Here is a 21742-nt window from a genome sequence, read left to right on the forward strand (position 1 = left end):
AATACTCGCTCAGCGACGCTCAACCCGTCCCCGCGGAGTGGGGCTCGCCATCAGCCCCGCGCCACGCCCCGGCCCAGGAAAACGCAATGATTCCAGCGACTTGGCGCTTTGACCCGCTGGCCCCGGGCGTGCCATCCTGAAAATCAGGTCCCAAGCAACTCGCGCGCTGCGCGTCCGATAATCCGTTCAAGTTCCACCTCCTTTCCGAATCCACGAGGCCCACCATGGGTTTCCCCGACATCAAGCGCACCTTCAACGCCGTCCGCACCAACGTCCAGCAGACCTTCGAGGCCAACAAGCAGCTCGTGAAGGGCGGCATCGCGGTCGCGACCCAGGCGTCCAAGGCGATCAACTTCAGCAAGGACGCCTTCCAGCAGATCAAGAACATCGGCACCGGCGCCCAGGGCATCCTCGGGAAGACGAACCTGGACTTCGTGCGCAACCCCACGTTCTCCCAGGGCTTCAAGGGGCTGACCAAGTTCGGCGCGCAGATGGGCGCCGCCATGCGCTACGCGGGCATCCCCGGCGCGGTGGCCGCGGGCGCCACGGCGTTCAAGGACATCCGCCAGGCCATCCGCTCCGGCAGCAAGGACGACATCATCACCGCGACGCGCTCCTCGCTGGACGCGGCCAGGTCCACCATCAACGCCGCGACGGGCGGCATCGTGGGCAGCAAGGTGATGGGCGGCGTGCTGGGCGGCAGCATCTTCAAGGGCAAGCTGGACGCCGGCAAGGCGGCCTTCGACACCTTCAAGAAGGCGCTCCCCAACGCCAGCGATGACGTGCTCAAGGCCGTCAAGGGCGCCGCCACCAAGGGCATCATGGAGGGCGCGTCGCTGAAGAACGTGGGCCGCGCCGTCACCACCGCCGCGGGCGACGCCGCGAAGGCGGGCAGCACGCTGGCCAAGGGCATCCTGGGCAGCGGGACGCGCTCCGCCGCCAAGGCTGCGCTGTCCACGGTGGGCCGCGAGGCCGGTGAGGCCGCCCTCAAGCAGGGCGCGAAGGCCGCCGCGGGCACGGCCGCCAAGACGCTGGGCCGCTTCGCTCCGGGCGTCAACGTGGCCATCGCCGCGGTGGACGTGGCCAACGCGGGCGCGACGCTGATGGACAAGAACGCGGGCGTCGGCAAGAAGGTCACGTCGGTCATCACCGCCGTGGGCTCCATCGCCGCGGCCACCAACATCCCGGTGGTCAGCCAGGTGGGCGCGGCCGTCTCCACGGTCTCCAGCATCGTGGGCGCCTTCTTCAAGTAATCCTTCGAACCTTCGCGGTTTGTCAGAGCGGCTCGGCTGGACTAGATCTCAGTCCATGCCGAGCCGTCGCTTTGTTCCCCATTGGCGCGGACGCGGACTCGTCGTCTATCTCCCGGGAGCATTCGTGACCCCCCCTCAAGCGCCTCCAGGCCGCGGCGTCGAGCGGCTGCTGAAGATGAGCCCGGTGGTGAGCAGCGTCTCCGCCGAGTCCCTCAAGGTTCCCAGCGTGCAGGCGCCCTCCCTGGAGGGCATCGCCGTGAACGTGCCCACCCCGGACGACCTCACGGAAGAGGACCTGCTGCGCGCCTTCCACGAGAAGCGCCGCGCCATGGCCACCACGCGTGAGCGCCAGAAGGGCGAGGCGCTGGAGCCGGGCGACGACGTCCAGCTCAACATCGTGGGCTACTGCGACGGCAGGTTCATCCCCTTCTCCGCGCGCTTCGGCATGACGACGGAGCTGGCGCCCATCGAGGCGCTGCCCGGGTTCTGCGAGGCCCTGGCCGAAGGCGGCAAGGTGGGCGAGTCCATGCAGATCGCCCTGGAGCTTCCGGCGGACTACCCGGTCGAAGGCCTCCAGGGGAAGCCCGCGCGCTTCCTCGTGGACATCCTCGGCGCCCACCAGGTGACGATGCTCCCGGACAACTCCCCGGAGTTCCTCCAGAAGCTGGGGATGGGCGCCACGCTGGAAGAGGTGTTCAACAACATCCGCGAGGAGCTGGAGGACGAGGTCGCGGGGCAGCTCTGGGCCAAGGCCCAGGACATGGTCCTGGACGAAGTCGCCCGGCGTGCGCCGGTGGAGCTCCCCCGGGTGCTGGTGGAGGAGGAGATCCGCCGCCGCTGGGTCCAGGCCGAGGGCCAGGCCATGGTCGCCTACCAGTTCGACGTGGACGAGCAGCAGGAAGCGCTCCAGGGCTGGCTCACGGACCCCACCACGCGCGCGGACACCGAGCGCCGGCTGCACATCGGCATCGCGCTCAAGGCCGTCACGGAGGCGGAGAAGCTGCAGCTCACGCCGGAGAAGCTGGAGCAGCTCATCCGCGACTACGTGGAGCCCTTCGGGCTGACCGCGGAGGACGCCCACGCCGCCCTGCGCGAGTCGCCCGAGACGACGCGCCGCCTGGCCGAGCTGGGCTGGTACCTGCTCGCCGTGGAGCACGTCATGAACAAGGCGAAGGTCACCTTCGAGGGCGCGGAGCAGGCCTGAAGCCCGCCTCGCTTGCGGCGCTCAGCCCTCGCTGAACCAGAGGCCCAGGCCACCCAGCAGGCCCAGGCCCAGGAACATCACGGCCATGCCCCACGTCTGGCGGCGTGACCACTGAAGCCCTTCGCCGTACTTGTAGCCACACCACAGGATGAGGACGGCGAAGCCCAGGCAGATGGACACGGGCCCGGCGGCGATCAGCATCCGCCGGGTCGTGCCGCTCACGTCCGCGACCGCCAGCGCCACCAGCGGCCAGAAGCCGACGACGAGCACGGCCAGCACGAGCCAGAAGGCCCCCCGCCCCTCCCAGGTGTCCAGCTCCAGGTAGTTCACGACGCGCCGCCACCAGCTGCGGGGCGGTTCCGGAGGCGGCGGCTCGGGGCTGCGCTGGGGCTTGTCTGGGAACACGGGCGTCTTGTCTAGCACGGGGAGGCCCGCCCGGAGGACCGGGCATGGGCCGCGCCTTGCACGTCAGTACAGCTCCGCGCTGGCGAGATAGGGGGCGGCGGTGCTGTTCTCACCCCCGACCACGAGCAGTCTGCCATTGGCCAGCAGCGTGGCTGTGTGGCTCCGGCGGGCCTGGATGAGCGAGCCGGTGCTGGACCACGCCGGGAGGGCCGGGTCATAGACCTCGGCGGTGCCGAGGATGCCGGCGGTGCCCGTTCCGCCCACCACGAGCACCTTGCCGTCGGGCATCCGCGTCTCCACGAACTGGGAGCGGGCTTGAACAAGCCCCGCCGCGGGCCGCCCGAGCGTCTGCGCGGTGCCCGGCGTGAAGTGCTCGGCCGTGGCGAGGGCACCGCTGGCACCCGTCCCGCCCATCACGAGCACCCCGCCGCTGGTCTGGAGGGTCGCACCATGGGCGTAGCGCGCCTGGGTGACGGAGCCCACGGCGGTCCAGGTGCCCGTGGCCGGGTTGTACCGCTCGGCCGTGGCCAGGGCCGCGGAGCCATATCCGCCCACCACCAGGAGGTTCCATGAAGGCAGACCGGGAACCAGGGTCGCCGAGTGGGTGTGGCGGGCCCCCGTGAGGGAACCCGTCGTGCTCCAGGTGCCCGTCTCCGCGTCGTAGAGCTGGGCCGTGGCGAGCGGACCGCTGGGCCCGGAGCCGCCCACCACCAGCACCTGGGGCGAGCCGAAGAGCTGGGTCGCGGTATGGAGATAGCGGGCCGTCGTCAGCGAGCCCGCGGCGGTCCAGACGCCCGTGTCCGGGTCGTACACCTCCGCCGTGGCGAGCCGGGCCGTGCCGAATCCGCCCACCACCAGCACCCCGCCCGTCACCAGCAGCGTCGCGGTGTGGGAGTAGCGGGCCTGGGCGAGCGAGCCGGTGGCGGTCCACGTCCCGGTGACCGGGTCATAGAGCTCCGCGCTCGCGAGGGCGCCGCTGGGGCCCTGACCGCCCACCACGAGCACCTTGCCGTTGCTCAACCGCGTCGCCGTATGGAAGCGGCGGGCCTGCGCGAGCGAGCCGGTGGCGGCCCAGGCGCCAGCGGCCGGGTCGTACTCCTGGAAGCTGATCAGCGCGCCGCTGGGGCCCGAGCCGCCCGCCATGAGCACCTTGCCGTCGGGCAACAGCGTCGCCGTGTGGGCGGTGCGGGACTGCGCGAGCGGGGACAGGAAGCGCCAGGTGCCCACCGCGGGGGTCAGCACCTCCGTGCCGGGAAGGACTTCGGTGGCGCCCTTGCCGCCCGCCACGAGCACCGTGCCGTCCGGCAGCAGCGTCGCGGTGTGCTGGGAGCGCGCCACGGCCAGCGATCCCGTCGCCGTCCAGACGCCGGTGGCCGGCTCGTAGAGCTGCGCGGTGGCCAGCGGGGCACTGGCGCCCGCGCCTCCCGCCACCAGCACCTTGCCGTTGGGCAGCAGCGTCGCGGTGTGACTGGAGCGGGCCGCGGCCAGTGCGCCCGTCGCCGTCCAGACGCCGGTGGCCGGGTCGTAGAGCTGGGCGGTGGCCAACGGGGCGGTGGCGCTCCTGCCGCCCGCGAGCAGCACCTTGCCGTTGGGCAGCAGCGTCGCCGTGTGACTGGCGCGGGCCGCGGCCAGGGCGCCCGTCACCGTCCAGGTGCCGGTGGCCGGGTCGAACACCTCGGAGGTCGCGAGGGGCGCGCTGGGGCCCAGCCCTCCCGTGACGAGGACGCGGCCGTCCATCAGCACCGTCGCCGTGTGAGCGCTGCGCGCCTGCGCGAGCGGCCCCGTGGGACTCCAGGTGCCGGTCGCGGGGTCATACAGCTCGCAGGTCGCGAGCGGACCGCTGGAGCCCAGGCCCCCGGTGACGAGCACGCGGCCATCGGAGAGCGGCGTCGCCGTGTGGCTGGAGCGGGCCTGGGCGAGCGCGCCGGTGGTGGACGCGGTGTGGGTGACCGGGTCGTGCAGCTCGGCGCTGGCGATGGGGCCGTTGGGGCCCTGCCCTCCCGCCAGGAGCACGCGGCCATCGGAGAGGGGCGTCGCCGTGTGGAGCTGACGGGCCTCGGCGAGTGACGGCGTGGCGGTCCAGGAGCCGGTGGCCGGGTCGTACACCTCGGAGGTGGAGAGGCGGTAGCCGCCGGGGAGCAGCCCTCCCGCCACGAGCACCCGGCCATCGAGCAGCTTCGTCGCCGTGTGGAAGGCGCGAGCCTGCGTGAGCCATCCGGTGAGGGAGGCGCCAGTCGCCGGATCATACACCTCGGCACGCCTGACGATGTTGCCGGCGAGGTCGGAGCCGCTCGTCGTGGCTCCGCCCACGAGGAGCACCCGGCCATTGGGCAGCGGCGTCGCCGTGTGCTGGGTGCGACCCTGGAGACCCGTGGCGGCGGTGGCGGCCCAGGTGCCGGTGGCCGGGTTGTACGCCACGGCGGTGGCGTAGACGGTCCCGGTGGGGCCTCCCCCGCCCGCCGCGAGCACCCGGCCATCCGGCAGCAGCGTCAGCGCCGGAGCGTCGCGGTAGTGCGGGAGCGCGCCGGTCGCGGCCCAGGTGCCGGTCGCCGGGGTGTAGAGCAGGGCCGAAGCGTAGAAGCTCGTGTTGGACGTGCTCAGCGACCGCCCGCCCACGACCAGCACCTTGCCATTGGGCAGCAGCGTCGCCTGGTGGTCGTAGCGGATGTTGGGAAGCGAGCCGGTGGGGGTCCACGTGCCGGTGGCCGGGTCGTACAGCTCGGCCGTGGCCAGCGCCGTGGGGACGTTCTCCATGGGGACGCCCGGGGGGTAGCGGCCGTAGCCGCCCGCCACCAGCACCTTGCCGTTGGGCAGCAGCGTCGCGGTGTGCGAGTAGCGGGCCTGGTTGAGCGAACCGGTGGCGGACCACGTCCCGGTGGCCGGGTCGTACAGCTCCGCGAGCGCGACGTTGCCGCTGCTCCCCGTCCCGCCCACCACAAGCACCTGACCGTTGTTCAGCAAGGTCGCCGTGTGGAAACGGCGGACCACCGCGAGCGAGCCGGTGGCGGTCCACGTGTTGGTGGCCGGGTCATACACCTCGGCCGTGGTGACCTCGCCGTCGTTCCCCGTGCCGCCCATCACGAGCACCCGGCCGTCGGCCAGCAGCGCCGCTGCGTGATCCATTCGACGCGACGTCATGGTCGCCGTCAGCGGGAGCCCCATCCCCCCAACCTGCGCCCCATCGCCTTCGGGCTCGGGCCCGGGGCCGCAGGCAAGGAGTGCGAGTGCGAGCGCTGCGGCCAGATGTCGTGTGAGGTGACGCATGGGGTTCACGCTTTCGGGGTGGTGAGACTCCGAGTTAAAACAGTCCTTGAGACACTTTGTCGACAGACTCCCCCTCGCGATGAAACGCACATCCGCGCCATCCCCCCTGACCATCCGGCACGCGACCGGGGACCGCGAGTCATTCGGCGACTATCGCTATGAGATCTTCCGGGGAGGGACGCGCATCGCCCGGTACGCGCACGACTATCGTGGCGATGCGTGCTGGATCCTGTTCGAGGACGGCCGCAAGGAAGACGCCCCGGGCGTCCGCGATTTCCTGACGGGGGGCGGTCCTCAGCCGCTGGGTCTGTCGGACGAAGCCGTGCGCTTCCTCACGGCGCGGCTGACGCCGGGGCTCAAGCGCCCCGCGAAGCGATGAGCGCGAGGTTGCGCGGAGACAGGCGCGGATCGAAGAGCTGGAGCAGCTCGACCTGGAAGCCCAGCTCCTCCAAGAGGAGCGCGCGATCGAGCAGGAGCACGACCTCCAACGCCCTCGCGAAGCGGTCCCTCAGCAGATGGCAGAGCAGGAGCTCCCGCGTCTCGGCGCGTACGGACACCTCGAAGGCGTCCAGCTCGGCGTCCGTCATGCCGGGTTCAAGCCCCAGGCGCACCAGGCGGTCGCGCGCGTAGACGGCGAAGGGCCCGTCATAGAGCGCCCGGGGCGCGTCCCCTGCCCTCACGAAGCCAAGTTCGGGAAAGCGCTGCCTCGACAGGAGGTCGAACGCGAAGCGCCACGCGTAGACCCGCTTCATCCGCGCGAACTCCGCTTCCGTCTTGTGATGCCGTCCGCGCGTCGTCAGCGCCAGCGCATGCGGGGTGAAGGGCAGCGGATGCGCGCCCCCGAAGTGGGAGACGGGGTAGTCCCTCGGGGCCTCCAGTTTGTCGTAGCAGCAGCCGATGTTCAGGACGAAGCCCGCCCCCTGGCTCTTTCGAAGCTGCGTGAGGGCGAGCGGCCCGCAGGTGTGCAGGCCAATGGAGGCCCGGTCCAGGCCGGAGAAGAGCGGATCAATCCGGGGCTGGGGGCCGTCCTCGACGGAGGCCTGGATGAAGCTCAGGGTGTCCCCGTCCGCGCGGGAGGTCCGCGCCAGCCACCGCCGGCCCTTGTCCTGCAGCGCGGCGTCCCGGTCGATGCTGTGGAACGTCCACCCGAACGTCCGCGCGCAGAGGCGGGCGAGGTGTCCCATGCCGCCGCCGATGTCCACCGCCCGCCGGATGGCGCGCGTCCTGGGCTCGAGCAGCGCGAGCACCCGCTCCAGTTCGTGGGTCTTCTTGGCGGTGAGGCCCTGCGTCTCCGTGACCGTCAGCGCGTGAAGGCCCTCGTGCCAGGGCAGCGCCGTCAGCGCCTGGAGCGAGTTCAGGAGCGCGGACAGCGACGGAGGCGGGGCGCCCACGAGCTCGCCCTGGTCCAGCCGCCGCTCGCCCGCTTCATCGATTGAACGAGCGTAGGCACGCCAGTCCTCGGGATAGGCGGCGCCAGACCCCGGCCAGCCCTGGAGGATGGAGCGGGACCAGAGCGGGGCCCAGGGCCCCAGCTGATCCGCTAGCGCCTGGAGCCGCGCCCGGAAGTCCATGTCCTCACGGCGCGGTCCAGATGGCGGCGATGCCCTCGTTCACCAAAGCGCCGCCCGTGGTGTCGATGAAGATGGAGCGGATGCGCTTGGAGGACTGGATCCCCACGAACTCGAAGGCATTGGCATTCGTATCGAGCACCGCGTCCTCGAGAATCTCCTGGGTGGCGTCCGTGAAGGTCAGGGTCACCCTGTGCTGGGCCACGTTGTTCGTGAGCAGCTCCAGGCCCACGGCGGAGACGGGGCGCAGGAAGGCAATCTCGAGGTCGTCCTCACCGTTGGCGAGGATCGTCGGCTTCACGGGCAGGGGGTTCGTGTTGTTGCGGTTCCAGCCAGGCCCCATGAAGCAGACCCAGGTGCTGGCGCGAGGCGCCAGGACGTTGACGATGGGCGCGCTGGAGCCCCACGGCAGGTCGATGCCCTGCAGCGTCTGCGTGCAGCTCGACGCCGCGCCCGAGGGATGGTCGGCATACGCGTCGTACGCGACCGCGGGGAATGGGATCAGGGTGGCCCCGGTGGCCACCGTGAAGTCCGCCTGCTGGGTGAAGACCTGGGCCAGGCCGTCCTGCCGCGTGCCGAGAACCACCGCTTCTTCGTCCTGCATGGAGGCACCGCACGACATCAGGACTCCACAGCCAAGAACCCACATCGACCCGCGCATGGTCATCGCCCTGCTCCTCTCGAAGTGTCTGAACGTCCAGGTTGCGGCGCCCACACTAGGAGTGAAGCCATGGCCGGACAAGCGTCAGGGCTCGCTGAAGCCGCCGCGCACCCACGCGTTGGCGACGTCCCGGGTGAACTTGAAGTTCGCCGGCACGCGGTGCTTCGCGACGGTCGAGCCGGCGTCGTCGATGGCGGAGAGCAGTGCGTGGGGATCGTACTCATCGGGCACCAGCTCCAGCCGGACCTCGTACCAGCGGCCCTCCCAGGCGATGGAGAGCTTCTTGGTCATGGCCTGGTCGCGCTGCCGGGCGGAGCGGTCCAGGACCTCCGAGGCCGTCTTCACGAAGGTCGCGAACGCCGTCGAATCGAAGGGCTTGGGGTTCTTCTTGTCGCGGCCCATCACCCACGGGCTGATGAGGGCGGGCTCGGAGAGCCCCTGCTTGCGGATCTCCACGGCCCAGCCGTCGTCCTCCTCGTTCTTGATGACCCTGGCCGACCAGCCGTTCTTCCTCCAGAACGTGGGCTCCATGACTTCAGGTTCGGCGGGCGTCTGCTCGTGGCTCATGGCCATTCCTCATACCTCCCCCCGCTGACACCCCGCCATCCAATCCAGGAGCCCTGGCCAGCCCACCTGGCCGCTTGCAGGGCGCGCGAAGGCGGCCTGTCGGGCAACCGGCCTTGCCTCGGCCGCCGAGCCGCCTGCTCTGACCCACGCGCTTGGCCGGCACTGCCAGACGTCATCAATGCCATCTCAAATCTAGGAATTGGAGACCACGAAGCGGACCCGGAGGGTGCTCAAAACAACAGTTGGAACGCCCCGGAGGGCACTGCTGTGCCAGGAATGGATGCAAGCCTGGCGGGCGGCCTTCTGTCTTCTGAGCGCGAATGCTATGCATCATTTCGAATCTGGCGGCCCATGTAGTTCGAGGACCGGGTCGAGCAGGGATTGTCCGTGCGGGTGTATCGCACCTACGGGGGACACGGAATGTCAGGAGCGCAAGGAAGCGCGGTACGGCTGAGCGTCGGGCTTTGTCTCCTTGTCGGGCTGCTGGAGGGATGTGCCACGGGGGGGCACGCGGTCTCGTCTTCCAACACGCGCCAGGATGGCTGTGCGGGAGGGAATGCCGAAAGCTGCGTCTCCCTCGCCGCGCAATACATGGAAGGCCGTGGAGTGCTTCAGGACACGCGCCAGGCTGCGGCGCTGTATGAGCAGGCCTGCACGGACGGCGTGGCCGAGAGCTGCAACAACCTTGGCATTCGCTATGCGAAAGGCAGCGGAGTGCCCCAGGACGCGCACCGGGCTGCTGCGCTCTTCGAGCAGGCCTGCACGGGCGGAGCGGTCGAAGGTTGCTTCAACCTTGGCCTGATCCACGAGGAAGGCAACGGAGTGCCCCAGGACGCGCACCGGGCTGCTGCGCTCTTCGAGCAGGCCTGCACGGGTGGAACGGTCGAGGGGTGTGTCAATCTCGGCTTGCTCTACAGCAAGGGCCGTGGAGTACCTCAAGACGAGCGCCGGGCCGCGGCGCTCTTTGAGCAGGCCTGCACGGGCGGAGCAATCGCGGGTTGCGTCCACCTGGGCGCCCGCTATGCGAAAGGCAGCGGTGTGCCCCAGGACGAGCGCCGGGCCACGGCGCTCTTCGAGCAGGCCTGCACGGCCGGCATGGCCGAGGGCTGCTTCAATCTCGGCTTCATCCACGAGGAGGGGCGTGGTGTGCCCCGCGACGCGCGCCAGGCCGCGGTGCTCTATGAGCAGGCCTGCACGGGCGGCGTGGCCGGGGGGTGTCTCAACCTCGGTCTGCTCCACGAGGATGGCCGTGGAGTGCCCCGGGACGAGCTCCGGGCCATGGCGCTGTATGAGCAGGCCTGCACGAGCGGCATGGCCAGGGCTTGCGTTCACCTGGGCGTTCGCTACGCGAAAGGCAGCGGCGTGCCTCCGGACGAGCGCCGGGCCGCGGCGTTCTTTGAGCGGGCCTGCACGAGTGGCATGGCCGGCGGTTGCTTCAACCTGGGCCTGCTCCACGAAAAAGGCCGTGGCGTCCCCCAAGACGAGCACCGGGCTTCGGCGCTCTTTGAGCAGGCCTGCACCGGCGGCGTGGCCGAGGGATGCTTCAACCTCGGCATATGCTACGACAAGGGCCACGGCGTGCCACGGGACGAGCGCCGGGCCGCGGCGCTCTTTGAGCAGGCCTGCACCGGCGGCGTGGCCGAGGGGTGCGTCCACCTCGGCATGCACCACGAGAAAGGTCGTGGCGTGCCGCAGGACGTGGGGCGGGCCGCCGCGCTGTATGCGCAGGCCTGCAAGGCCGGCGTGGCCGAGGGATGCTTCAACCTCGGCCTGCGCTACGGCAAGGGCCGTGGCGTGCCGCAGGACGCGGGGCGGGCCGCCGCGCTGTATGCGCAGGCCTGCAAGGGCGGCGTGGCGGCGGGCTGCTACGCCCTCGGCCTGCTCCACGAGGAAGGCCTTGGCGTGCCTCAGGACGAGTTCCGGGCCGCGGCGCTACAGGAGCAGGCCTGCAAGGGCGGCGTGGCCGATGGGTGCCTCAATCTGGGCGTTCGCTACGCGAAAGGCATTGGAGTACCGCAGGATGAACGCCGGGCCGCGGTGATCTTCGAGCAGGCCTGCACGGGCGACGTGGCCGAGGGCTGTAACGCCCTCGGCGTCCGGTACGCGAATGGCAGTGGAGTGCCTCAGGACGCGCGCCGGGCCGCCGACCTCTTCGAGAAGGCCTGCACGGGCGGGGCTGCCGCGGGCTGTTTCAATGTCGGTTTGTTCTACAAGCAGGGACAGGGGCGCGGAGGGCCTGACTCAGCAAGCCTTGCCTCCTCCTACTTCGAAAAAGCCTGCCGCGCTGGTCTCTCCGAAGCTTGCGCCCAGCGATGAGATGCGCAGCGGTGGCTCGATTCCTGTCGGCAGGCATTCCGTTTCAAGGCTTCGGGACTTCGTCGAGAACTCCCTTCACGTCAGGCTTTCTCCATGGCAACCCGGCACCGCGTCTATCTGGTCCCCGGCTTCTTTGGCTTCACGCAGATGGGTGACAAGGAAACGGAGCGCATCGCCTACTTCCAGAACGTCCCCCGGCTGCTCGAGCAGCGGTTCCAGGAGCGCGGCATCGACGCTCGGGTGCATGCCGTGGCCTCCTCCCCCACTTCCGGGCTGGAGGCGCGGGCGCATGACGTGTTCCGGGAGATGGCTCGGACCGCGAACGAGGACGACGCGCACCTGCACCTCGTCGGTCACTCCACGGGCGGGCTGGATGCACGCAGCGTCGTCTCACCGCGCATGGCCCAGGAGGCGCCGGCCTTCGTGAAGCGCGTGCGCTCCGTCGTGAGCCTCTGCACGCCGCATCACGGCACCCCGCTGGCCAGCTTCTTCCACCAGGGCAACGTGGGGAGGACGCTGCTGCGCTACCTGTGGCTCTTCACGTTCCTCACCCTGCACCGCAAGGCCATGCCCTTGCGCACCGCCGCGCTCCAGGCGTGCTACTGGCTCGTCCTGAGGAGTGAAGAGGCGAAGCTGCCGCCCAACCTCTTCAACCAGATTGCCCGGCTGACGGCGCACCTGTCCGAGAACGAGCGCGAAGAGCTGATCCGCTTCTTCAGCCAGGTGGGCGAGAACCAGGCGCTGATCGGTGACCTCATGCCCGCCAGCCTGCGGACCTTCAACGCGCAGACCCCCGACCGCGAGGGCGTGCGCTACGGCTGCGTCGTCGCGGGCGCGCCGCCGCCCACGCTGGCCCTCCGGCTGCTGCTCACCCCGGACGCGCTCCTCTACGGCATCTTCTCCTTCCTGTATGGGAGGAGCGCGCCCCTGTCCCGGGACCTCCAGATCCCCGAGCGCACCGAGGCGCAGACGCGGGCCCTCCAGGAGGCCTTTGGCGAGCGGTTCGAGGCCTGGAGCGACGGCGTCGTCCCGAGCCGCTCCCAGGTCTGGGGACAGGTCCTCCACGTCGCGACCGCGGACCACATGGACGTCACGGGCCACTTCGACCAGCCGCCCGAGTACATCAGCTGGCTGAAGTCGGCCTCCCACTTCCAGGAACCCCAATTCCAGACGCTGTGGGACCGGGTGATCGACTTCACGGTGGGCCGCCCGGTGACTGTTCACCCAGGCACCTGATGCAGAGGTGCGTGCCCTTCACCGGGTGACGTCCCGACCCTCCCGACGGAGAGTCACCCCATGCGCCATGGACTCGTGACCCCGTTCCTCGCCTCGCTCCTGTTGAGCGCTGTCCCCGAAGCACAGGCCCAGTCGCCCCGGCCGCCCTCCCGCCAGGAAGGCAACCTCGCCCCGGGACGCGCGGGGGACAGTCAGCAGTCCGTGCCGCGCCAGGGCGACATCCCCGCGGGCGCGCCCGTGGAGACCGCGCCTCCCAACGTCCCGGAGTTCAAGCCCGCGTTCCCGCAGCAGACGCGCGCCCCGGCGGTGAAGACGCGCACGCCCATCGTCGTCACGGAAGTCGCCTCGGGCTTCAACAAGCCGTGGGCCATCGCGTTCCTGCCGGATGGCCGCTTCCTCGTCACGGAGAAGCCCACGGGCTCGCTCTACATCGTCACCGCCGCGGGCAAGAAGTCGCCCGCGGTGGCGGGCCTGCCCAAGGTCGACGGCCGGGGCCAGGGCGGACTGCTCGACGTGGAGGTGGGGCCGGACTACGCGAAGAGCGGACTCATCTACTGGACCTATTACGAGCCGCGTGAGGGCGGCAACGGCCTCGCGGTCGCGCGCGCGAAGCTGGTGGACGGCCCGAAGCCTCGCATCGAGGGACTCCAGGTCATCTTCCGCATGCAGCCCACGCTCGAGTCCACGCTGCACGCGGGCGGGCGGCTCGTCTTCACGCCGGACGGCAAGCTCTTCGTCACGCTCGGCGAGCGCTCCATCCTCCCGGGCCGCGTCCAGGCGCAGGACCTCAAGAGCGACTTCGGCAAGGTCGTCCGCATCCTCCCGGACGGCACCATTCCCCAGGACAACCCCTTCGTGGGCAAGAAGGACGCGCGGCCGGAGATCTGGTCCTCCGGACACCGCAACGTGCTCTCCGCGGCCCTGGACTCGCAGCAGCGGCTCTGGGTGGTGGAGATGGGACCGCGCGGCGGTGATGAGCTCAACCGCCCCGAGGCTGGCAAGGATTACGGCTGGCCCACGATTGGCTATGGCGAGGAATACTCGGGTGAGCCCATCCACAAGACGACGCAGGCCGCCGGCATGGAGCAGCCTGTCTATTATTGGGATCCGGTCATCTCGCCCTCGGGGCTGACCATCTACTCGGGGTCGCTCTTCCCGGAGTGGAAGGGGAACTTCTTCATCGGCGGCCTGTCCAGCCAGGCGCTGGTGCGGCTCGTCTTGAAGGACGACCGCGTGGTCGGCGAGGAGCGCCTGCTCACGGAGCGCAACGCGCGGATCCGCGAAGTGGTCCAGGGACCCGACGGCGCGCTCTACCTGCTCACGGATGATTCGAACGGCCGCCTGTGGAAGCTCACCCCGGGGGCCACTCCGCCGGGCCGCGCGCCCTGAAGCCTTGTTGCTGGCACGGGAGATGCTCCAGGCTTGGGACATGTGGCCCTTCAGCCACACCCCCACCTCGCGAGACCCGAATGATCTCCCTTCCTGTGCTGGCGGGGTGGCTGCTGATGGCGGCCCCCTCCGACTTCTCCGCGCCCCTGCGGGCCCGTGGGGAGAAGACGGCCGCGTCCTCGGTGGAGATGACCTCGGATGGCCAGCAGCTCCTGCTCGAGGTGGAGGTGGTGGACACGACGCCGTCGTCCTCGAAGGATGACGTCCACTCCGACCACGTCGAGCTCTGGTTCTCGCTGGCGGACCTCGATGCGGTGGGCCCCACGCGCTTCGTCACCGCCGGAGAGGGACACCTGTACCGCGTGGACGGCGGGGACAGCCCCAGGGCCCTCGACCGGAGCATCCGCAAGGAGCCCGAGGCAGCCGAGGACAACGGGCTCGATTGCACCGAGAGCGAGCGCAACGCACGCCAGGGACTGGGGACACCGCCCGCGCGCCGGGTGCGCGCCTTCTTCGGCCTGGCCCACCTGGGGCTGTTCCGCGATGGCCGCCCGGCCGTGCTCTATGACCGTCCGGTCCACGCGGCCGCGGGACTGACGCCCGCCCTGGCCCCAGGAGACGTGAGCTACTCGGTGCGGAAGACGCAGCGCGGCTACCACGTCAGCGCGAAGATCCAACCGGGAGGGCTCGTCTTCGTCCCGCGCACCGGGGTGGAGACCCTGCGCGCCCGGGTGGACGTCATCGACGCGGGGGGCCGTGGCGCGCCCGAGGTGCTGCGCTCCAGCCACGCCGCGCCCCAGTGGGGCGAGCCCTCCACCTTCGACGAGGTGAAGCTGGCCCAACCCCTGAAGGTGCAGCTGCTGGCGGGGGTTCCGGAGCTGAGCCAGCCGGAGCTGGAGGCGCTGCCCCGCTATTTCATGCGCATGGGCGAGGAGTGGCGGGGCGTCGGCACCGACCGGAGCACGCCCCGGGACTCGAACCGGTACTGCCGGAGCACCGTCGACGAAGTGGAGGAGTACGTGTTCCCCCAGTGGACGCTGGGGCCCGCCACGCCCTTCGCGGGGCCGGACACCGTGCGCGTTCCCGTCCAGCAACTGAAGCATGAAGGGGGCGACGAGATGGGCAGGCAGGAGCTGGTGCTGTTGCGCGGGAAGCCCAAGCTCCGGTCGGCCATGATTGACGGGGTGCTGAAGGTGGCCTTCCGCTTCGAGGATGGGGCGCTCGGGGCGGTGGTGGAGAACACCAGCTTCATGCTGGGCAACGTGTCAGGGCCCTGCGGCGCCGCGGTCGATACCTCCTTGAATCTGTGGAGGATGGGGGAGGCCGAGGGTTCTGAAGTCGAACTGCTGTCGTGGGGCTCCTGCTCTGACACCCTCACCCATCAAGGCCAGACGCTGTTCGAGCCGGAACAGTCTGGCTTCTCCACGGACAGCTATACCTGGCAGAAGCCGGGACAGACGCTCCGGATGAAGCTCACGGACGAAAGCGCGGTGGACCTGAGCTGGAATCCCCGGGACGGCTCCGGTGTCACCGCCCGCCTGGTGGAGCTCCAGCCCCCTGAAGAGCAGCCCTGAGCACGGCGGCATCCGCGCGGGGGTTCACCGGAATGTCACTTTCAAAGTAGCCTCCGTCCCGCTGGAAGACAGGGTGAACCGAGGCCGCCATGAAACTGCTCAGCCTGTCCTTTGTCGTGGGCATCCCCTTGCTCTTCCTGGTGGTCGTCTGGCGGCGGTACGCGCGCGCCCAGCTCCTGCGCCGGGAGGGAGTGCGAGTCCGGGGTACGGTGCTGCGCATCGAGCCGGGGGGCTCCGACAGCTCCGCGGAGCTGCACTACTGCTTCAAGTTGCCGGATGGACGGCGGGTGACGCACACGTACACGCAGGATGGCGAGTCCTTTGACCACCTGGCGCCCGGCGCGTCCGTTGACATTGACTACTTGCCGAGCAATCCGAAGTACAGTCAGCCCGTCGGGCAGGGCACTCGCATCTGGGGAGTCATCCTGGTCGCGGTGATGCTCGTGGTCGCATGGGTCATGGCAGCAGGCGCAGCCCTGAAGACCCACGAGCCCCGGGCCAAGGAGGACGCCCGGGACACCGCGCAGCGAAACAAGCTGGGGACCTACTAGGCGACTACCCGGTGAACGCGAGGCCTGACAGCTTGCGGTCCTTCACCTTCAGCCAGGCCTGCTTCCGGGACAGGTAGGTGGAGCAGATGCGCCGCCAGGTCCACACGTCGCTCCGGTGCCACCACTCGCCCAGCGGCTTGTCTCCCAGCAGGTCGACGCCGAGGTCCCGCAGGTTGCCGATGTTGCGGAAGCCGACCCCGTTGAGCCCTTCATAGGCATTGGACTCCAGCAGCAGCACCTTGTCCGACTCCACGTGGTGGTCCACGACGAGGAAGGTGTGGCCGGAGTCCCACTGCCTGCGCCAGCCCTGGATGAGCGTCCACGGGTGGGGAGGCGTGGACTCGGACGGCGGAAGCAGGGCCATGCCGCTCTCGATGGCGGCGGTGACCGGGGAGAAAGAGTCCTCCGTGGAGGCGACCATCATCTGCCGGTGCCTGCGCGCGTCCCAGGTGAAGTCCGCGCCGTGCGCGTCGGAGAAGGCCTTCACGGTCAGCGCCTCCACGAAGGTGCAGCAGTTGTTCCGCTGCGGAGGCGCCAGCGGGACGCGGATGCCGGGGAGCGTCCACGGGTAGTAGGCCTGGTTCAGGTCATAGCGATACGCGGTGAAGTCCTTCAGCAGCCCGACGAGCGCCGCCTCGGACACGGCCAGGGGCTCGTCGTCGTACGTCCGCCGCTGCACCGGCGGAGGTTTCGGCGCGAGGAAGACCTTCGCGTAGGACTGCGACCTCCACCGCGTGCAGATCCACGTGTCGAGCGCCCCCAGCGTCGGCATCTCCAGCCGGGCGAAGTCGGTGTCCTGCGTCGGGTAGCCCTTCCGGTGCTCGAGCACGAAGTACGTGCCGGGCTCGACGTAGCCCTCGAACTGCGCGTCCGTGTCTGGAAACACGAAGCCCCGCAGCCGGATGGAGAGCTTCGCGACAAGTTCGGTCTCCGCCATGGTGCGTCCCCCGAGTGAGCTGAAGCGCGTCCAGCGTACCGGAAGTGTCCCTCCGGATCCCACGGGGCCGCCGTTCAAGTTCCTGACGGGTCCTCCCGCATGGGCAGACAGGGCCACCCCCAAAGTCAGACATGAATTCATGCCTGGCTCAACCTTGCCTGGGTTCGCGGCGATGAGGAATGTCCGGGACGCCAGCAATTCCATCCCATCCCCGCTGGCGTCCCCGGGAGAAAATCCAAAATGACTGCTCCGCTTGAATTGACCCCTGCTGGTGCCGGGCTGTTCCTGGAGGGAGCGCGGCTCAAGAACGCGGGCCTGTGGGCCGTGGACTTCCTGGACGCCTCCGGCCAGGTGTTGTGCCGCGTGGCGCTGCCGAACCTGTCGCTGCAGGAAGAGCCTCCCGCGCTCCTCCACCCGGTCGTGACCGGCGACGTGCAGCGCACCGGGACGGTCCACGAGGCGCGGCTGCGGTCGGGCCCCACGACGGTCGCGCCGCTGACGGTGGGCCTCTACGCGGACACGGACCGGCAGCTGCGCCTGCCCACCCTGGACCTCGTGCTCGGCAGGCGCCTCAAGCTTTCCGACTTCCGGCTCCCCTACCTCCACCACACGCCCGTCATCGTCGGGACGCGGGACGTGTACGGCCCTCCGGCGTCCTACTTCCCGGCGACGCTCGACCTCCCGGACGACTTCACGGGCAACGTGCATCTGCTGGAGACACCGGGCAGCGCGCTCCCCCTGGGGACGGTCACCACCCTCGTCACGTATGACGAACGGAGCGCCAGCATCCCCACCGCCACGCTGCCCCCCTTCGCGGCCCCGGCCGGGATGCCGAGCGGCCTGGCCCTGGTTTCCACTGAAGCCGCGCCCATCACCGACGAGGGCGACTTCATCCGGCTCGGGCCCACGGGTGGAGCGAAGGGCGGGCTGGCGACGGCGGGGGCGGTGGGCTTCGACTTCACCCTGACGAACGACGTCCCGGGGTTCTTCGAGTTCCGCTTCCGGGGGCGGATGCCCGCGTCCATCGATGATGCCGCGACGCTGGGCGCGATGTGGATGGACCGGGTGCCCGGCGGCTTCGTCATCTACACCGACTGGTCGTTCAACATCGTGTTCAGGAACTACGCCAACAACCAGCAGCTCGAGATCCCGTACGGACTGGCGGCCAACGCGGACGTCGACGTCGCGTTCCGCTACACCGACGACCCGCAGGGGCCGGGGGGAAGCCTGCAGTTCTACAAGGACGGGGTGGCGCTCGGCGCGCCGCGCACGCTCACCGCGAAGCTCAAGCTCCAACCCGTGCTCCCCTTCTTCGTCAACAACATCGGCTGGAACCACCGGAACGGCACCGCGGGCCTGGGTGTCCGCGCGCTCGACTTCACGGTGCCGGTGCCTGTCTTCACTCAGCAGTTCACGGCGGTGGGCTCCAGCGTCGTGCCCGCGAACGTGGCGCGCACCCTGATGTTCGACGCCACCGCGATCGCCTCCCCGTCCGGCCCCTACTCCCTCCGGTATCGGCTCGGTTCGCCGGACGCGAGCGCGGGCGAGGACTTGACGGTGCGGGTGGGCCCCTACGTCACGGCGGCGAACGAGGCGCATGACGTCGTGCTGCAGGACTGGTCCACCGGGACGCCCGTCCAGGTCGGCGTCTACACGATGACGAAGGTGGTGGGCCAGAACCTGTCCCTCGAGGACGCCGAGTTCGGGCCGCTCGTCGGCACGTGGACCGAGGTGACCCCGCTGGAGGCGCCCATCGAGCTGGGCAGCCTGCGCTACTACTGCGAAGGCATCCGCATGCGGGGCTACACGCAGTTCCAGTTCGGCTACGACTTCGCGCCGAGCGCGCTGCCCTCGACGCCGTTCGGCGATCCGCAGGGCATCGACAGCTACATGATTCCCCACAAGTGGGTGGTGCGCGACAGGGCCGGCAATCCCCTGGGCACGCTCCAGCAGCATGACGGCACGCCGCTCAACCAGGCGGGACGAAGCCCGGTGTTCGAGGGGCCGTGGGACGGCGTCAACAAGCCGCTCACCACGCCGACGAACCGCTGGGTCCCGTTCGGCACGGCGCGCGCGGGCCTCATCTGGCGCTCGAAGCAGCCGGAGCCGGTGCCGCCGCAGACGCTGGGCGCGAAGCTGCCGCGCTACGCGACGGACGTGCCCTACGCCATGCACCTCGACTACTCGAGCAACGGCTTCGACTGGCGGCTCGCGTTCGGAGGCCATGGCCCGGATGGGCAGGTCAACGGCTTCGGCAACATCCGCGTCATGCCCTTCAACCCCACGGACGCGGAGACCTGGGTGAACGACGCGACGGTGGGCGCGGGTGACCCCTACAAGGGGCTCTACGGCACGAACTCCAAGCGCGCGGTCGGGTCGACGTGGCTCAAGTACACGGCGTTCAACATGCAGGCACGCTCGCCCGTCACCGGGCCCGGAGGCATCCGCGATGACCGCCAGGCCATCGCGGAGCCGGTGTGGCTGTACCTGACGAACCCGTCCGGCCAGCGCTGGGATGGCACGCCGCACCGGGAGCTCGCGCTGGACTACCTCACGGGCTACGTCTCCGACCCCATCCACGTCTTCGAGGACGGCCGCCCGCGCCCGCTGTTCCGCGGCAGGCCGGCCCGGCCCATCACGATGCGGGGGCACTGGTACGGGTGGGGCGAGGCGAGCACCCCGCCCGAGCGCGCCTACTACGCGAAGGGCGGGCGGCCCTACGAGATTTGCGATGACGCCAACCCGTGGCGGGCGAAGGTGCCCGTGCATGGCACGGCGCCTGGCAAGCCCGTCTTCGGCACGTATCAAATCGACTCGTCGCACGCGCACCAGTACCCGCACTGGGGCTCGCTCCTGTTCCGGACGCCGGAGTTCGCCTTCCTCGGCCACAAGTTCTGGGACCAGACGCGGCTGTACTCCAACCGGATCCTCCCGGGCTGGGGAGAGGTGGGCGAGCGCGCTTCGGCGTGGGCGTACCTGCACGCGGCGCTGGCGTGGAAGACCGCGGCGAAGCGCAGCGAACGCCTGTACTCGCGCGAGGACGTGCTGGCCTTCGTGCAGCTCCAGTTGGAGGACTTCCACGACACCTACTGCGCGACGACGCCCGGGTTCTTCAACCCTCCCGCGACGTTCACGAGCGAGTTCCAGCTCTTCACCATCCTCGTGAACCGCTTCGGGCCGGGCTACATGTCGAACGGCGAGTACCAGCAGCACGACTTCTTCATCGGGTACTGGCTGCACGCGCTGGCCATTGGCGAGCGGCTCGGGTTCAACGCCACGCTGCGGGCGCGCAGCGCGAAGCTCGCGGCCGTCCTCGACTGGATGGTGGAGCTCCACCGCAAGCGCATCGTGGGACGGCTGGTGGAGGGGCCCCGCCTGACCATCAGCGGGAACAGCTACCTGTTCACCCTGCCCGCCTCCGTGGTCGCGAACGCGGGCGGCGTGGCGGCGAACCTGCCGCAGGGCTACGCCGACCTCATCCCCCACCTGGGACAGGCGGACACGTGGGCGTACAACGGCCCCGGGACGCAGGGCGGCACGCGTGACGGCCAGGGGCTCGACCTGCTCATGGCCGGGCCTTCCCAGCTGAAGTACGGGCTGGGGCTCACGGGGGCCGCGCTCGACACCGCCGAAGCCGCGGCGGCCGCGTGGCGCAACGACCGCAAGGCGGCCGAGGAGGCCAAGGGCAGCGACGCAGGCTCCGGCTGGTTCCGGTACCTGCAGGGGTCGCACAACCCGATGCTGCCCGCGGCCCAGGGGCTGGACGTGGATCAGGAGGTGCTGACCGACCTCTCCTTCACCGGCCTCGAGCTGTCAGCGCTCGCGAGCGTCGACGACGTCTAGGCCACCAGGGGCCACCTGAATGCCGGCGCCGTGGAGGCCCCCCTCCTCCACGGCGCCTCGCGTGTGCCCCGCTCAGGGCACGGCGCTCACGTCCACGTCGATGACGCGCGGCTCCTCGGTGCTCGTCGTGCCCGTCACCGGGGGCATCACGGCGGCCACCTGGAGCGTCAGCGCCCATTCACCCGTGCTGAGCTGGGTGGGCACGTACTTCCAGGAGAGGTGCACGGCCCCCGTGGTCTCGCCTTCGGCCCACAGCGCCTCGCGCGCCCGCTGCTCGATCTCCGCCGTCGTCAGCCGCGTGCGCAGCAGGTGGCCGGAGCGGGCCAGGGCGGGCCAGCTGATGAGCGCGCGCTGGAAGCTGCCATCCGGGCCCTGGGACACCACCGCGCGGTGGCCCTCCACGCGGATGCCATTGATGGCGCGCATCACGAAGGTCTTGTGGCGGTGGAGCGCCGGGGCTTCGGCGACGCCGTTCTGCTCGCTCTGGGTGAAGGACTTCACCTGCCGCACCGCCCCCAGCTCCGCCGTGGGGATGCCCCAGCGCTGCAGGCGCGCCAGCGCGGCCCGCTGCAACAGCGCGGGGTCCTGCGGCGTCTCAGGGCCCGCGCCCACCTTGTTCAGCACCAGCACCTGGCCTTCGGACGGGTCGCTCTCGATCTTCCAGGTCTGGGACTCCATGTCCCCGCGGGTGCCCACCGGCACCTCCGACAGGGAGAAGGTCTCGGTCGTTCCCACCAGGGAGCGCTGCAACGGGGCGGGATCGAACGCGGTGCGGGGAAGCAGCGTGGTGGGGATGCCTCCGGTGGGCGGCGTGGCCAGCGCCGTGGAGTCGAAGATGAAGCCGAGGGTCGCGCGGGCCTCCTGGGTGGTGGGAACGGCCTCGGGATCCATGAGGGCGCCGCTGTCGCAGCCAGACGCGGCGGCGAGCGGAAGGACGGTCAGGAAGCGGAAGAGCAGATGGGTCTTCATGGTGT

General features: G+C 70.1%; 16 protein-coding genes. 9 read left to right on the top strand and 7 right to left on the bottom strand.

Going from position 1 to position 21742, the window contains the following annotated elements:
- Positions 1-224: 224 nt before the first annotated feature.
- The gene (locus tag JYK02_RS34780; RefSeq protein ID WP_207057231.1) at positions 225-1253 is read left to right on the top strand and encodes a hypothetical protein; all 1029 of its coding nucleotides are present in this window, start codon (positions 225-227) and stop codon (positions 1251-1253) included.
- A 124-nt stretch (positions 1254-1377) separates the two neighbouring features.
- The gene (locus JYK02_RS34785) at positions 1378-2457 is read left to right on the top strand and encodes a peptidylprolyl isomerase (RefSeq protein WP_347402653.1); all 1080 of its coding nucleotides are present in this window, start codon (positions 1378-1380) and stop codon (positions 2455-2457) included.
- A 21-nt stretch (positions 2458-2478) separates the two neighbouring features.
- Here the strand turns inward: JYK02_RS34785 and JYK02_RS34790 are convergent, their stop codons facing one another.
- Positions 2479-2880, bottom strand: a complete 402-nt coding sequence (locus JYK02_RS34790; protein WP_242589551.1) for a hypothetical protein — start codon at positions 2878-2880, stop codon at positions 2479-2481.
- Between the two features lie 45 nt (positions 2881-2925).
- A complete protein-coding gene (locus JYK02_RS34795) occupies positions 2926-5985 on the bottom strand; it encodes a kelch repeat-containing protein (RefSeq protein ID WP_207057232.1) in 3060 nt (1019 codons plus the stop codon).
- Positions 5986-6205: 220 nt separating this feature from the next.
- Here JYK02_RS34795 and JYK02_RS34800 point away from each other — a divergent pair, with 220 nt between their 5' ends.
- Entirely contained in the window at positions 6206-6505 is a 300-nt protein-coding gene (locus JYK02_RS34800) for a hypothetical protein (RefSeq protein WP_207057233.1), read from the top strand.
- Here JYK02_RS34800 and JYK02_RS34805 read toward each other — a convergent pair.
- From JYK02_RS34805 to JYK02_RS34815, 3 genes are all read right to left on the bottom strand, one after another.
- Positions 6483-7697, bottom strand: a complete 1215-nt coding sequence (locus JYK02_RS34805; protein ID WP_207057234.1) for a methyltransferase — start codon at positions 7695-7697, stop codon at positions 6483-6485. The genes JYK02_RS34800 and JYK02_RS34805 overlap by 23 nt on opposite strands.
- A 4-nt stretch (positions 7698-7701) precedes the next feature.
- Positions 7702-8316 (bottom strand): hypothetical protein, encoded by a 615-nt coding sequence (locus JYK02_RS34810; protein WP_207057235.1) that lies wholly within the window; start codon positions 8314-8316, stop codon positions 7702-7704.
- A 123-nt stretch (positions 8317-8439) separates the two neighbouring features.
- A complete protein-coding gene (locus JYK02_RS34815) occupies positions 8440-8922 on the bottom strand; it encodes a hypothetical protein (RefSeq protein ID WP_207057236.1) in 483 nt (160 codons plus the stop codon).
- A 420-nt stretch (positions 8923-9342) separates the two neighbouring features.
- Here JYK02_RS34815 and JYK02_RS34820 point away from each other — a divergent pair, with 420 nt between their 5' ends.
- The 5 genes from JYK02_RS34820 (at position 9343) to JYK02_RS34840 (ending at position 15988) form a co-directional block, all read left to right on the top strand.
- Positions 9343-11238, top strand: a complete 1896-nt coding sequence (locus JYK02_RS34820; RefSeq protein WP_347402657.1) for an SEL1-like repeat protein — start codon at positions 9343-9345, stop codon at positions 11236-11238.
- A gap of 93 nt (positions 11239-11331) precedes the next feature.
- Positions 11332-12474, top strand: coding sequence for an esterase/lipase family protein (locus tag JYK02_RS34825; protein ID WP_207057238.1), 1143 nt, complete (start codon positions 11332-11334; stop codon positions 12472-12474).
- Positions 12475-12534: 60 nt separating this feature from the next.
- The gene (locus JYK02_RS34830) at positions 12535-13863 is read left to right on the top strand and encodes a PQQ-dependent sugar dehydrogenase (protein WP_207057239.1); all 1329 of its coding nucleotides are present in this window, start codon (positions 12535-12537) and stop codon (positions 13861-13863) included.
- Between the two features lie 80 nt (positions 13864-13943).
- The gene (locus JYK02_RS34835; RefSeq protein WP_207057240.1) at positions 13944-15437 is read left to right on the top strand and encodes a hypothetical protein; all 1494 of its coding nucleotides are present in this window, start codon (positions 13944-13946) and stop codon (positions 15435-15437) included.
- An 89-nt stretch (positions 15438-15526) separates the two neighbouring features.
- Positions 15527-15988, top strand: coding sequence for a DUF3592 domain-containing protein (locus JYK02_RS34840; RefSeq protein WP_207057241.1), 462 nt, complete (start codon positions 15527-15529; stop codon positions 15986-15988).
- A 4-nt stretch (positions 15989-15992) separates the two neighbouring features.
- Here JYK02_RS34840 and JYK02_RS34845 read toward each other — a convergent pair whose 3' ends face one another.
- Positions 15993-16925, bottom strand: a complete 933-nt coding sequence (locus tag JYK02_RS34845; RefSeq protein ID WP_207057242.1) for a hypothetical protein — start codon at positions 16923-16925, stop codon at positions 15993-15995.
- Between the two features lie 240 nt (positions 16926-17165).
- Here JYK02_RS34845 and JYK02_RS34850 point away from each other — a divergent pair, with 240 nt between their 5' ends.
- Positions 17166-20768 carry a hypothetical protein gene (locus tag JYK02_RS34850; protein WP_207057243.1) on the top strand — a complete coding sequence of 1201 codons (3603 nt, stop codon included), beginning with the start codon at positions 17166-17168 and terminating at the stop codon, positions 20766-20768.
- Positions 20769-20840: 72 nt separating this feature from the next.
- Here the strand turns inward: JYK02_RS34850 and JYK02_RS34855 are convergent, their stop codons facing one another.
- Positions 20841-21737: a hypothetical protein gene (locus JYK02_RS34855; protein WP_207057244.1), complete on the bottom strand. Its 897-nt coding sequence runs from the start codon at positions 21735-21737 to the stop codon at positions 20841-20843.
- Positions 21738-21742 lie beyond the last annotated feature (5 nt).

This window comes from Corallococcus macrosporus, assembly GCF_017302985.1.
GTDB lineage: Bacteria > Myxococcota > Myxococcia > Myxococcales > Myxococcaceae > Corallococcus > Corallococcus macrosporus_A.

Bases quoted from the DNA above. Each gene is read 5' to 3' on its own strand.
- JYK02_RS34780 (WP_207057231.1), top strand. From the start codon at position 225: ATGGGTTTCCCCGACATCAAGCGCACCTTCAACGCCGTCCGCACCAAC.
- JYK02_RS34795 (WP_207057232.1), bottom strand. From the start codon at position 5,985: ATGGATCACGCAGCGGCGCTGCTGGCCGACGGCCGGGTGCTCGTGATG.
- JYK02_RS34800 (WP_207057233.1), top strand. From the start codon at position 6,206: ATGAAACGCACATCCGCGCCATCCCCCCTGACCATCCGGCACGCGACC.
- JYK02_RS34805 (WP_207057234.1), bottom strand. From the start codon at position 7,697: ATGGACTTCCGGGCGCGGCTCCAGGCGCTAGCGGATCAGCTGGGGCCC.
- JYK02_RS34810 (WP_207057235.1), bottom strand. From the start codon at position 8,316: ATGTCGTGCGGTGCCTCCATGCAGGACGAAGAAGCGGTGGTTCTCGGC.
- JYK02_RS34815 (WP_207057236.1), bottom strand. From the start codon at position 8,922: ATGAGCCACGAGCAGACGCCCGCCGAACCTGAAGTCATGGAGCCCACG.
- JYK02_RS34820 (WP_347402657.1), top strand. From the start codon at position 9,343: ATGTCAGGAGCGCAAGGAAGCGCGGTACGGCTGAGCGTCGGGCTTTGT.
- JYK02_RS34825 (WP_207057238.1), top strand. From the start codon at position 11,332: ATGGCAACCCGGCACCGCGTCTATCTGGTCCCCGGCTTCTTTGGCTTC.
- JYK02_RS34830 (WP_207057239.1), top strand. From the start codon at position 12,535: ATGCGCCATGGACTCGTGACCCCGTTCCTCGCCTCGCTCCTGTTGAGC.
- JYK02_RS34835 (WP_207057240.1), top strand. From the start codon at position 13,944: ATGATCTCCCTTCCTGTGCTGGCGGGGTGGCTGCTGATGGCGGCCCCC.
- JYK02_RS34840 (WP_207057241.1), top strand. From the start codon at position 15,527: ATGAAACTGCTCAGCCTGTCCTTTGTCGTGGGCATCCCCTTGCTCTTC.
- JYK02_RS34845 (WP_207057242.1), bottom strand. From the start codon at position 16,925: ATGGCGGAGACCGAACTTGTCGCGAAGCTCTCCATCCGGCTGCGGGGC.
- JYK02_RS34850 (WP_207057243.1), top strand. From the start codon at position 17,166: ATGACTGCTCCGCTTGAATTGACCCCTGCTGGTGCCGGGCTGTTCCTG.
- JYK02_RS34855 (WP_207057244.1), bottom strand. From the start codon at position 21,737: ATGAAGACCCATCTGCTCTTCCGCTTCCTGACCGTCCTTCCGCTCGCC.